Source organism: Lysinibacillus sp. NPDC097279, from assembly GCF_044761745.1.
Taxonomy (GTDB): Bacteria; Bacillota; Bacilli; order Bacillales_A; family Planococcaceae; genus Lysinibacillus.
The window spans coordinates 269,011-281,070 of record NZ_JBIWDA010000004.1 but is presented as its reverse complement, the minus strand read 5'-3'; the positions used below and the strand labels follow the sequence as shown (position 1 = coordinate 281,070).

The window sequence follows — 12,060 nt, the reverse complement described above, 5'->3', positions numbered from 1 at the left end:
ATGGCTGTAAAAGCATTACTTTTTGATTTTGATGGAACACTATTAAATACAAATGACTTAATTATTCAATCATTTATGCATGTTTTAGAAGAGAGATTTCCCGGGCAATATTCGCCAAAAGATTGCCTAAAATTCATGGGTCCGTCATTAAAACAGACATTTAGTGATTTAACGCCAGGCGAAGAAGAGGAAATGATGGCAAAATATCGCGCTTGGAATGAACCACACCATGATGAGCTTGTAACAGAGTTCCCAGATGTTGTGTCAACGTTAGAGCAATTAAAGTCAATGGGTATTAAATTAGCCATTGTCTCAACTAAGCGTAATGGGATGATTGATCGCGGCTTGAACATTTTAGGTGCTAGACATCTATTCGACGTGATTGTGGGGACTGATGATGTGCAAAACGTGAAGCCAGATCCAGAGCCTGTCTTACTTGCCCTATCACGTCTAGGTGCAGTAAAGGAAGAAGCCATTATGATTGGTGATAATTCTCATGATATTGAAGCTGGTCATAATGCGGGAGTAAGAGCTGCAGGTGTCGCGTGGTCAATTAAAGGTGAACAATATTTACAGCAGTTTAACCCAGAGTATATGTTGCAGCATATGAACGATTTACTTGATATTGTGAAAGAGGGGTAAATGCATGGCGCGTAAAACAGAAAGATATCGTGTCGAGGGAGCAAACTCGCTATGGAATGTCTATGATACGGTGTCCTTTTGGAAGGTGATGAAGTGCTTCATTGTCATTCAAATTGGACGCTTCACACCATTTTTACGCGTGAAGAACTGGCTGTATCGCACATTTTTAAAAATGAAAATCGGTGACCAAACATCTATAGCCTTAATGGTCATGCCAGATACGATGTTTCCCGAGCGTATCCATGTCGGTAATAATACTGTCATTGGCTTTAATACGACAATATTAGCACATGAATACTTAATTGAAGAATATCGTCTAGGGGATGTCCATATTGGCAATGAAGTGATGGTAGGTGCTAATTCGACTATTTTACCTGGCGTGACAATAGGAGACGGAGCCATTGTGTCAGCCGCGACACTAGTACATAAGGATGTACCTGCAGGCTGTCTAGCAGGTGGTAACCCGATGCAAATTATTTATACAGCAGAACAGATGGCCGAGCGCAAAAAGAAGGAAGTTGTGCAATGGTGCACGCCGAAAAAGTAAAAAAAGAGGCTGGATATAATTACTCCATGATGTAATTGCACTAGTTGATGGTAGCGGAGGCGGTGACTCCTGCGGGAAAAGCACAAAACGTAAGACGCAACAAACCGCGCGTGAGCGAGGGTTGCGGCTTACGATGTGCCCGCGGAAAGCATCCGCCGTAGCGGACATCAACGGCGTTGGAAAAAGTGTTAGATTGATTGCAGTCAATCTAACACTTTTTCTTTTGCCCTAGCCATTTTTACGTTATTCAAGCTGTGTAATAGAGATTGATAAAAGTTCCACTTTATATAATTAGGTGTATAATTAACTGAATAATAAGTAATTAAATTTTTAGAGAATTCAGTGCGTAATATATTGACTGGATAAAAGGAATGCGTTAAAATACTTTCATATTCTAATTCTCTAGCACTTTAGTGAATTAAAGTGAAACGTGAGGAAGTGTCAACATGTCAGCGATTAAAATGTTTGAAAAGCCACTTGGTATGCGCGATAAATTTCCGCAAATCTATGAAAAAGTAGAAGCTGTAAGACATACAGGTCGTAATTTTTTACGCTCAAGAGGCTATGAATTTATAAAAACGCCTACAGTAGAGTATTTCGATACAGTAGGTAAAGCATCGGCAATTTCCGATGCGCATTTATTCAAGCTTGTAGATAGTCAGGGCAATACGCTCGTCCTACGTCCTGACATGACAACGCCAATTGCTCGAGTAGCTACTTCAAAATTATTAAAAGAAATGATACCGCTACGCTTAGCTTACTTTGCTAGTGTATTTCGTGCACAGGAAACAGAAGGTGGACGACCAGCAGAATTTGAGCAAATGGGTGTTGAGCTAATCGGTGATCATTCGGTATTTGCGGATGCTGAGGTAATCGCTACAGCAATGGAACTGTTAAAGCAGTTTGGCATTGAAAACTTCAAAGTAACCATTGGACATGCAGGTGTCTTAAATTGTATTTTACAGGACTATACAGAAAGTACCGAACAACAAGATGCACTACGCACTTTGCTTGTACAGCGTAACTACGTAGGCTTTGAAGAGGCAGTGGCATCATTTGATTTACCAAAGACAAAATCAGATGCATTGCTACAATTTATTGAAGAGGCAATGACCTTAAAGGAAATTCGAGATATTGAAAAATATGTGCGTAAAAATGACGCATTAGAATATATGCAACAGCTTGCAAAATTGTTAGAAGTTGCGGACTTAGCTCAATATGTTGCGTTTGATTTTACCCTCTCAAGTCATATGAGCTATTACACAGGCATGTTATTTGAAGTGTTTGCCTCAGGCAGTGGTTTCCCTTTAGGCAATGGAGGACGCTATGATGGACTGCTTGAAGTATTTGGCTCAAAAGTGGGGGCTACAGGCTTTAGTATTCGTGTAGATAGACTATTAGAAACAATAACAGCACAAGCTTTGCAAAAGGAAGAAGCTATTGTTGTGCTATTTGAGGAAGAAGACTTTGAGGAGGCTCTTGAAAAGATAAAAGCTTTAAGAGCAGCGGGAAAACAGGCGACATTGCAGGTAAGAAGTAGTTTAGTTGATGAAGCAGCCTTTTTAACGCACTTTACTGAGGTAGTTGTTGTTGGACAGGAGGAAGTTCGCGGTGAATGAATTAACAATTGCTATGCCAAAAGGGCGTATTTTTGAAGAGGCATACCAAATGCTTATTGATGCAGGCTTTAATTTACCAGAAGAGGTTGAGATGACACGTAAATTAATGATCGAAATTCCTGAAGAAAAAATTCGTTTTATATTAGCAAAACCTATGGATGTTCCTGTATATGTCGAGCACGGTGTTGCAGATATAGGCATTGCAGGAAAAGATGTTTTACTGGAACAACAGCGAGTTGTCCATGAGCTCCTTGATTTAAGAATAAGTACATGCTATATCGCATCAGCGGGCTTACCTAATACGACAATGAACGAAATTGCGCCACGCATTGCGACAAAATATCCAAACATTGCGATGAAATACTATAAAGGTATTGGCGAGCAAGTAGAAATTATTGAATTAAATGGGTCGATTGAGCTTGCACCGATGATAGGCTTAGCAGATCGCATTGTCGATATTGTATCGACGGGACGTACGCTCAAAGAAAATGGCTTAGTCGAGTATGAGTTTATTACGGATGTTTCATCGCGCCTAATCGCCAATCCAGTAAGCTATCGAATGAAAGGTGATCGCATCATTGACCTTGTAAAACGTTTGAAAAATTGTGTCGACTAATAAAAGTTTTGCGAAAGGTGTTGCCAAAACACCTAGAAATAAAGGGGACTTTTTCCATGAAAATCACAAAATTAGCACAAGGTATTTCCTTGAAACGACCACTCGAAGGTGGCAATGAAGAACAATTAAAGGTTGTACGACAAGTATTAGCGGAGGTCCGAGCACAAGGTGACATCGCAGTACGTACATATACAGAAAAATGGGATGGCTATGCTCCTGACAATTTACGTGTCACAAAAGAAGAAATGGCAGAGGGCGTCAACGCGATTGATGCACAGCTATATGCAGATTTAACAGAAGCAGCACAAAATATTCGTCTCTATCATGAGCAACAAAAGCGTACTGGCTATCGGATGGAATTGGCAGATGGCTCCTGGCTTGGACAACGTGTCACTGCGCTCGATGCAGTAGGCCTTTACGTTCCAGGAGGGACAGCTGCATATCCATCATCCGTATTGATGAACGTTATCCCTGCACAAGTAGCTGGTGTGAAGCGAATTGTTATTACATCACCTGCTGGTCGTGATGGTAAATTACCTGCTGGCGTGCTTGCAGCTGCGCATATTTTAGGTGTAGAAGAAGTGTATAAAATTGGTGGTGCGCAGGCAATTGCGGCGCTTGCCTACGGAACGGAAACGATTCAAGCGGTCGATAAAATTACGGGACCTGGTAATATTTTTGTTGCTCTAGCAAAACGTGAAGTATTTGGTGAAGTTGCAATTGATATGATTGCAGGACCAAGTGAAATTGCTGTAATTGCAGATGAAACAGCTTTTGCAGATGAAGTGGCAGCAGATCTTTTATCACAGGCAGAGCATGACAAGATGGCTTGTGCCATTTTAGTAACAACATCAGAGCAACTTGCTCATAACGTAGCACTTGAAGTGGAAAAACAATTAGCGACTTTACCTCGTGAAGAGGTAGCACGTGCATCTATCGAAAATTATGGTGCCATTTACATTGCCGAGACGATGTCAGAAGCAGTTGCGGCCATTAATTCATTAGCACCTGAACATTTAGAAATCGTGACAAAAAATGCGGAAGCTGTGGCAGAGCAAGTACGTCACGCTGGCGGTATTTTCATTGGGCGATATAGCTCAGAGCCTGTAGGTGATTATTTTGCAGGCACAAACCATGTATTACCGACAAACAGCACAGCTCGTTTTGCAAGTGGTTTAAATGTAGATGACTTCGTGAAAAAATCGAGTATCGTTTATTACACTGAAAAAACGTGGGCCGAAAATGCCCCAAAAATCGCACGCTTAGCTCGCATGGAAGGTCTAGAGGGTCATGCGCGAGCAGTCGAATCTCGTGGATGGGAAAAGGAGTAGAACGATGACAGAACAAAGACGCTATGCAAAGGTAGAACGAACAACAAATGAAACGCAAATATCAGTAGCCATTGATTTAGATGGTGAAGGCAAAGCAGATATCCAAACAGGTGTTGGATTTATGGACCATATGTTGGATTTATTTATTAAACACGGTCTTTTTAATGGCTCAATTCAAGCGAACGGTGATACGCACATTGATGATCACCACACGACAGAAGACCTTGGCATTGTGTTAGGACAAGCTATTCGTGAGGCACTGGGTGATAAGAAAGGCATTAAACGTTACGGTAATGCCTTTGTCCCAATGGATGACGCCCTTGCTCAAGTCGTAGTCGATTGCTCTAACCGTCCGCATTTAGAATATCGTGTGCCTGAACTAAAAGAAAAGGTAGGCACTTTTGATACTGAATTAGTGCATGAGTTTTTATGGAAGTTCGCACTTGAAGCAAGAATGAATGTGCATGTTATTGTGCCATATGGTCATAACACGCACCATATAATTGAAGCTATTTTTAAGGCGTTAGCCCGTGCGATTGATGCGGCAGTGGAGATAGATCCTCGTGTTAAAGGTGTACCTTCAACGAAGGGGCTGTTAACGTGAAAATCGGTGTAATTGACTATGGGATGGGCAATTTATTTAGTGTCGAGCAAGCATTAAAACGCCTTGGCTGTGAGGTCGTTGTAACGGCTGATGAACATGAGCTCGATGCAACGGATGCTCTTCTATTGCCAGGTGTAGGTGCTTTCCCTGACGCTATGAAGCGCTTAGCGGAAACAAAATTAGATAACTATCTTCAAAAAGTAAAGGCAGAAAATAGACCTTTACTCGGTATTTGTTTAGGGATGCAGTTATTATTTGAGGAAAGTACAGAAGTCACATTAACGAAGGGGCTAGGCTTTTTCAAAGGGAGCATTCAACGCTTTAGCGGTGTTCAAGGGAATCAATCCTATCGAGTACCTCATATGGGGTGGAATGAATTGATTGTAACAAATCGCCCTGCATGGCTTAAAGACGAAGCAACTGCCGAGCATGTATATTTTGTCCATTCATTTTATGCGACAAATATTGATGCAAAAGAGCTTGTAGCTTATGCAGACTATTATGGCATTGAAGTGCCAGGCATCGTTGCAAACGGCTCGATTACAGGTATGCAATTCCATCCTGAAAAGTCAGGGGAGTTAGGCGTGTACTTATTAGAACAATGGTTAAAAGGGGTGGCGGCGTGCTAACAAAACGTATTATTCCTTGTCTTGATGTCAAGGATGGGCGTGTTGTCAAAGGTGTACAGTTCGTTTCATTGCGCGATGCAGGAGACCCAGTAGAGCTTGCAACATTTTATGATGAGCAAGGGGCAGATGAGCTTGTCTTCCTGGACATATCGGCATCGCATGAAGGTCGTGAAACAATGGTCGATGTGGTGCGCCAAACAGCGGCGACATTGGCTATTCCATTTACCGTTGGCGGTGGTATTCGCTCGTTAGAGGATATGAAGCGTATTTTACGCGCTGGGGCAGATAAAGTGTCTGTTAATACATCTGCTTTAGAACGTCCAGCGCTAATTAAGGAAGGTTCTGACTTCTTCGGTGCGCAATGTATCGTTGTGGCAATCGATGCACGCTACAGTGAAGAAGATGGCACATGGATGGTGTATACACACGGAGGCCGCAATAAAACATCATGGCGAGTGATCGAATGGGCAAAAGAGGCTGTTCGCTTAGGCGCTGGTGAGATTTTATTAACAAGTATGAATCAGGACGGAGAAAAATCTGGCTTTGATTTAGCTTTGACAAAGGCGGTAAGAGATTCCGTGACAGTCCCAGTCATTGCAAGTGGCGGTGCAGGGAATGCCGAGCATTTTTACGAAGTATTAGCAGATGATGTCAATGCAGATGCAGCACTTGCAGCATCCATTTTTCATTACAAAGAAACGAGCGTAGCGCAAGTAAAACAATACTTACGTGAAAAAGGAGTGGCAGTTCGATGATGGATAACATTAAATTTGACGATAAAGGTCTTGTGACAGCAGTTGTGCAAGATGCCAATACAAAAGAAGTATTAACGGTAGCTTATATGAATAAAGAGTCATTAGAAAAAACATTGGAATCAGGCGAAACATGGTTTTACTCACGTTCTCGCGAAGAGCTATGGCATAAAGGCGCTACTAGTGGCAACGTACAAAAGGTAGTATCCATTAAAGCGGATTGTGATGGCGATGCATTAGTTGTAGAAGTACTTCCTACTGGCCCCGCATGCCACAACGGCACGACTTCTTGCTTTACGAATGTACTCTTGGAAAAAGCGAAAGTTGGTTCAGTAGGCATTATCCCTGAACTAGTTAAAGTAATTGAAAAGCGTGAGCAAGAAATGCCAGAGGGTGCATACACTACATATTTATTCGATAAAGGCATCGATAAAATTTGTAAAAAAGTTGGGGAAGAAGCAACTGAGGTTGTTATCGGTGCGAAAAATCGTGATGCAGAAGAGGTAAAATGGGAAGCGGCAGATTTAATTTACCATCTATTAGTTTTACTACAAGAACAAAAAGTAAATGTTTTTGATGTATTGCATGTGTTGGAAAAACGTCACGAGGAGAAATAACAGCATATCGCTTATTGTATGGTATAATATAAGTTACTGTAAAAAGGAACGTATGATGCGTTCCTTATTTCTTGTTTCGGAGGAAATATTTTGGAAAAGAAACGTCAAAAAGAGAAGCAAACGAATGTCGTATCGTTCATTCCAACAGGCGACTATTATTATAAAAAATCAATTCAAGCGATGAATAGCGGACAGATGGATAAAGCCTATAAATATTTACAGCGTGCTGTTGATTTAAGCCCAGATGATCCGATGATTTTATTGCAATTAGCGATTGTAGAATTAGAAGGTCAAGGCTTTGAAGAAGCCTATGATTTACTTCGTCGTGCCTATCAATTAGACCCAAATGAGCCGGAAATTATTTTTTATATGGCAGAGGTGTCTGGGTGCGTCGGCATTATACAAGATGCCAAACGCTTTGCAGAGCAATACTTAGAGATGGAACCTGAGGGTGCTTATGCAGATGAAGCGGCTGAAATTTTGGACTTTGTAGCTTTTGAACAAGATGATTATGAAGAGCTTGAAGGTAGCGGCGAGGATTTATATCGTCAGGAGCAAGCGCGTCGTTGTATGGAAAAGGGTGATTTTCCTGAGGCGATAAACATTTTAGAACAACTCGTAGAAGATAGACCAGAATTTTGGTCTGCATACAATAATTTAGCTTTAGCTTATTTCTATGTAGGTGAAGCAGAGCAGGCAAAAGCAATTCTAAACACAGTACTTCGTGAAAATAAAGGGAATTTACATGCGTTATGCAATTTAACGGTTATTGCGTATTATGAGAAAAATGATGAGGAATTAAATGCTCTTTTAGAAGTTTTAGTGAAAATCCAGCCTTATGCATGGGATCATCGCTATAAACTAGGTGCAACGCTTGCGCTTATTGGTCAATATGAAATAGCCTTTAAATGGCTACGAAGCATGCAAAAACGTGGCTATTTAGGTGATCCAGGATTTTACTTTTGGTTATCACATGCGGCGTATTTCTCGGGCTACGATGATATTTCAAAAAGCGCTTGGGAACAGTTACTTGAGCTTGATCCAGAGAAAGAGGGCTTTGAACCTTGGTGTCAGCATGAAAATACATATGAACTTGACGCATTAGAACATGATCGTGACTTCATTGTATCTAAACTTGAAAGTGAGTATATAAGTGATCGCCTATTTGGTTTGTTTTTATTAAAAGGGACAGCGCATAAACAGGAAATCATTGCTCATCCTAAATGGATAGATGTTGAGCAATTTGATGCTTTTGAAAAGCTTTTTTTAGCTTACGCACTTGGCCATCAGTTTGATGAAAAAAATAAAGTAGAGGCAAGCTTCTTAAGAGCTGTCCGTGTATCAGAGATTTTATTAGAGCAATATGGGAAAATGACAACATTAGTTGCGCCAATGTTTCAAATGTGGTTTGTGCTATGTGAACAAGCGCTTAGTGAAAATTATCGCTTTACAAATCCAGCTGCCATTGCAGGTGCAAATGATTTCTTATTCCGCTCATCTCGCATGTTGAAGGTGACGAAAAAGGAAATTGCAGAGCAGTATGGTATATCTGTGTCTACATTATCTAAATATATTGAAGAAATGTTAATGTTTTTACCAACCAGTTAAATTTAGGTTGTGAGCAACATAGTTGAATAACTTCATGCTTTCACATACGATGAACATACTAACGTTATTATAAAAAAGTTTTACAAGTTTAGGAGGAAGTATGTATGTCAGAAGAAAAAATTTATGATGTTGTAATTATCGGAGCAGGACCTGCCGGCATGACTGCGGCTGTTTATACATCACGTGCCAACCTTTCAACGCTAATGATTGAACGCGGTATTCCAGGCGGACAAATGGCGAATACAGAAGAAGTAGAAAACTATCCAGGGTTTGATACAATTTTAGGGCCTGAACTGTCTACTAAAATGTTCGAGCATGCGAAAAAATTTGGTGCTGAGTATGCATACGGTGATGTTTCAGAAATCATCGATGGAGAAGAATATAAAATCATTAAATCTGGTGCAAAAGAATATAAAACACGATCAATTATCCTTTCTACAGGTGCAGAATACAAAAAAATGGGTGTACCAGGTGAAAAAGAGCTTGGTGGACGCGGTGTCAGCTATTGTGCAGTATGTGATGGTGCATTCTTTAAACAAAAAAATCTCGTTGTCGTAGGTGGTGGGGATTCAGCTGTTGAAGAAGGTGTTTATTTAACACGTTTTGCTGATAAAGTAACAATTGTTCACCGTCGTGATAAATTACGTGCTCAAAAAATTCTACAAGATCGTGCATTTGCCAACGATAAAATCGATTTCATTTGGAATGCAACAGTAAAAGAAATTAACGAAGCGAACGGTAAAGTAGGCGGCGTTACATTACAATCAACTGTGGATGGCACAGAATCAGAATTTAATGCTGACGGCGTATTTATCTATATTGGTATGCTTCCATTAACAAAACCTTTTGAAGCATTAGGTATTTTAAATGAAGCTGGTTATATTGTGACAAACGAAAATATGGAAACGAAAGTACCAGGTATTTTTGCTGCAGGAGATGTACGTGAAAAAACGCTTCGCCAAATCGTAACTGCGACTGGCGATGGTAGTATTGCAGCACAAGCAGCACAACATTATGTGGAAGAATTATTAGAAAAAATTAACGCATAATAGGCCTGAAAAATAGTTCGTCTCGAAATTGCCAGCGTACAACGCTAAACGTAGAAGCTCGTTGCTATTGGCCGTTATTACCGGAAAAAAATACAATTTTTTAATACGGTTTTAATATTGCTGTAACTTGAATGACATATAAAAGGTGTAATATGTAGAGTGTAATTAGCAATCCCCCTTTTATTTTTTTAGTAGGTTGTTTCCGCCTAATTAGGTGGGGGCAACCTATTTTTGATATTTGAGAGTGCCAGTCACTCAAACAATTCTGAAATTTAAGTGTCATTGACGCTATTGCTACGTGTTCATTCATGCTACAGCAGCACAAAAAGTAAGGCGCAACAAGCTGCTCAATAGCGACGGTTGAAGCTTACGTTGGCTGTGCGGACAGCATACTGGGTTTTTCCGCAATGGCATAACTACTGCTTAAGCTTATTATTTCTGAATGTGTCATGTCTCACTATAGAAAACTGTATACTATAAGTATGATTATTCGTGTAAAATAACTGTCATTGGGAGTACAACGACCCTTTATGCAAGAGAAATAAAAACCATTCATGTTGATTCAATATAAACAGTTTTTTGCGCAAGATACCATAGTTGTGAAATGAGGACAAACTCTGATAGGTCTTGCTATAATGAAAATATAATGCAAAAGAGATTAGAGGTGTGTCTATGCAAAGAATTGCAAACTTAATTGCCGTAAAAGACGGCCAAGTATTATTACTTCAAAAGCCGAGACGAGGCTGGTATGTAGCACCTGGCGGAAAAATGGAAAGCGGTGAGTCGATTTATGAGGCTGCTTTACGTGAGTTTCAGGAAGAAACAAATGTCATCCCATTGAACGCGCATCTAAAAGGTGTATATACGATGATTATTAAGGAAGATAACGTTAAGGTGGATGAATGGATGCTATATACGTTTATGGCGAAAGATATTGAAGGCGTTCCATTCGAAGAAACAAGAGAAGGTAAGCTTGCATGGCACCCAGTTGGGGATTTAAAACATTTGCCGATGGCTGAAGGTGATCGAACGAATTTACTATTTGCGATTTCCCAATCAGGCATTCAATACGGCACATTTGAATACACGAAAGATTTTGAATTGCTTCATGAGAAAATACAAATATCAATAGAACAATAAAGGAGCTGCATGACAGTGGTGGTTGAAAGTCAACAATGTACACATGAATTGGTCATTATTACAGGAATGTCTGGAGCTGGAAAGACAGTAGCTATTCAAAGCTTTGAGGATTTAGGGTATTACTGTATTGATAATTTACCACCAGCGTTACTCACGACTTTTTTAACTTTACTTAGAGATTCAGGTAAAAATATAACACGTATTGCAGCTGTCATGGATATGCGTGGCGGCAACTTTTTTGATTCGCTAATTGGAGCGCTCGACCATATATTAAAAGAAGGCGATATCGTTGTCCGCATTTTATTTTTAGATGCAGATGATGCAACGCTTGTGAGACGTTATAAGGAAACGAGACGTGCACATCCATTAGCTGTAACTGGTTTACCGCTTGATGGCATTAAACAAGAACGCGTACTGCTATCAGAAGTAAAAGGCCGCGCTAATTTCGTTTATAATACGTCAAATATGAAACCAAAAGAGTTACGTGAGAAAATCGTGAAAGAATTTGCAAGTGATGCAGATCATACTTTTTCAGTTAATATTATGTCCTTTGGATATAAACACGGTATGCCAATTGATGCAGACTTAGTATTTGATGTGCGCTTTTTAAAAAATCCTTATTATGTAGAGGAATTGCGCCCTAAAACTGGTTTACAAACAGAAGTCTCTTCTTATGTATTAGCGTTAGAGGATACACAAATCCTAATTCAGAAACTAACGGATTTGTTTGAATTTATGATACCGCTTTATAAACAAGAGGGGAAATCGCAACTTGTCATTGCTTTTGGTTGTACAGGAGGACAGCATCGTTCGGTGACTTTAGCAGAATATTTTGGCGCTTGCTTGGCCAAAAAAGAAAATGCTGTGATATCGCACCGTGACATCAATCGAAGAAAGGATTGAGTG

13 protein-coding genes are annotated in these 12,060 nt (G+C 40.1%); all 13 read left to right on the top strand.

What is annotated here, in order from left to right:
- The 13 genes from ppaX to rapZ all read left to right on the top strand — a co-directional run bounded on the left by ppaX (position 1) and on the right by rapZ (position 12,057).
- Positions 1-642, top strand: a complete 642-nt coding sequence (gene ppaX, locus ACIQ1H_RS17315; RefSeq protein WP_337980442.1) for a pyrophosphatase PpaX — start codon at positions 1-3, stop codon at positions 640-642.
- Positions 643-646: 4 nt separating this feature from the next.
- Complete coding sequence (locus ACIQ1H_RS17310; protein ID WP_402890383.1) at positions 647-1,189, top strand: acyltransferase; 543 nt, start codon at positions 647-649, stop codon at positions 1,187-1,189.
- Positions 1,190-1,635: 446 nt separating this feature from the next.
- On the top strand, positions 1,636-2,808 hold the full coding sequence (locus ACIQ1H_RS17305) for an ATP phosphoribosyltransferase regulatory subunit (RefSeq protein WP_402890381.1): 1,173 nt from the start codon (positions 1,636-1,638) through the stop codon (positions 2,806-2,808).
- Positions 2,801-3,424 (top strand): ATP phosphoribosyltransferase, encoded by a 624-nt coding sequence (hisG, locus tag ACIQ1H_RS17300; protein WP_173479438.1) that lies wholly within the window; start codon positions 2,801-2,803, stop codon positions 3,422-3,424. Before ACIQ1H_RS17305 ends, hisG begins: the two co-directional genes overlap by 8 nt.
- A gap of 56 nt (positions 3,425-3,480) precedes the next feature.
- The gene (hisD, locus tag ACIQ1H_RS17295) at positions 3,481-4,755 is read left to right on the top strand and encodes a histidinol dehydrogenase (RefSeq protein WP_402890379.1); all 1,275 of its coding nucleotides are present in this window, start codon (positions 3,481-3,483) and stop codon (positions 4,753-4,755) included.
- 4 nt (positions 4,756-4,759) lie between these two features.
- Positions 4,760-5,359 (top strand): imidazoleglycerol-phosphate dehydratase HisB, encoded by a 600-nt coding sequence (gene hisB, locus ACIQ1H_RS17290; RefSeq protein WP_337980444.1) that lies wholly within the window; start codon positions 4,760-4,762, stop codon positions 5,357-5,359.
- Positions 5,356-5,988 (top strand): imidazole glycerol phosphate synthase subunit HisH, encoded by a 633-nt coding sequence (gene hisH, locus ACIQ1H_RS17285; RefSeq protein ID WP_402890377.1) that lies wholly within the window; start codon positions 5,356-5,358, stop codon positions 5,986-5,988. Before hisB ends, hisH begins: the two co-directional genes overlap by 4 nt.
- Positions 5,982-6,743, top strand: coding sequence for an imidazole glycerol phosphate synthase subunit HisF (gene hisF, locus ACIQ1H_RS17280; RefSeq protein WP_402890375.1), 762 nt, complete (start codon positions 5,982-5,984; stop codon positions 6,741-6,743). The genes hisH and hisF overlap by 7 nt, the downstream gene beginning before the upstream one ends.
- The gene (gene hisIE / locus ACIQ1H_RS17275) at positions 6,740-7,357 is read left to right on the top strand and encodes a bifunctional phosphoribosyl-AMP cyclohydrolase/phosphoribosyl-ATP diphosphatase HisIE (protein WP_402890373.1); all 618 of its coding nucleotides are present in this window, start codon (positions 6,740-6,742) and stop codon (positions 7,355-7,357) included. The genes hisF and hisIE overlap by 4 nt, the downstream gene beginning before the upstream one ends.
- Positions 7,358-7,447: 90 nt before the next feature.
- Positions 7,448-8,965, top strand: a complete 1,518-nt coding sequence (locus ACIQ1H_RS17270) for a tetratricopeptide repeat protein (RefSeq protein ID WP_402890371.1) — start codon at positions 7,448-7,450, stop codon at positions 8,963-8,965.
- 104 nt (positions 8,966-9,069) lie between these two features.
- On the top strand, positions 9,070-10,014 hold the full coding sequence (trxB, locus tag ACIQ1H_RS17265; protein ID WP_337980448.1) for a thioredoxin-disulfide reductase: 945 nt from the start codon (positions 9,070-9,072) through the stop codon (positions 10,012-10,014).
- Between the two features lie 672 nt (positions 10,015-10,686).
- The gene (locus tag ACIQ1H_RS17260) at positions 10,687-11,154 is read left to right on the top strand and encodes an NUDIX domain-containing protein (protein ID WP_173479445.1); all 468 of its coding nucleotides are present in this window, start codon (positions 10,687-10,689) and stop codon (positions 11,152-11,154) included.
- Positions 11,155-11,163: 9 nt separating this feature from the next.
- Positions 11,164-12,057, top strand: a complete 894-nt coding sequence (gene rapZ / locus ACIQ1H_RS17255; RefSeq protein WP_402890369.1) for an RNase adapter RapZ — start codon at positions 11,164-11,166, stop codon at positions 12,055-12,057.
- Positions 12,058-12,060: the final 3 nt, after the last annotated feature.

Bases quoted from the DNA above. Each gene is read 5' to 3' on its own strand.
- ppaX (WP_337980442.1), top strand. From the start codon at position 1: ATGGCTGTAAAAGCATTACTTTTTGATTTTGATGGAACACTATTAAAT.
- ACIQ1H_RS17305 (WP_402890381.1), top strand. From the start codon at position 1,636: ATGTCAGCGATTAAAATGTTTGAAAAGCCACTTGGTATGCGCGATAAA.
- hisB (WP_337980444.1), top strand. From the start codon at position 4,760: ATGACAGAACAAAGACGCTATGCAAAGGTAGAACGAACAACAAATGAA.
- trxB (WP_337980448.1), top strand. From the start codon at position 9,070: ATGTCAGAAGAAAAAATTTATGATGTTGTAATTATCGGAGCAGGACCT.
- ACIQ1H_RS17260 (WP_173479445.1), top strand. From the start codon at position 10,687: ATGCAAAGAATTGCAAACTTAATTGCCGTAAAAGACGGCCAAGTATTA.
- hisIE (WP_402890373.1), top strand. From the start codon at position 6,740: ATGATGGATAACATTAAATTTGACGATAAAGGTCTTGTGACAGCAGTT.
- rapZ (WP_402890369.1), top strand. From the start codon at position 11,164: ATGACAGTGGTGGTTGAAAGTCAACAATGTACACATGAATTGGTCATT.
- ACIQ1H_RS17310 (WP_402890383.1), top strand. From the start codon at position 647: ATGGCGCGTAAAACAGAAAGATATCGTGTCGAGGGAGCAAACTCGCTA.
- hisD (WP_402890379.1), top strand. From the start codon at position 3,481: ATGAAAATCACAAAATTAGCACAAGGTATTTCCTTGAAACGACCACTC.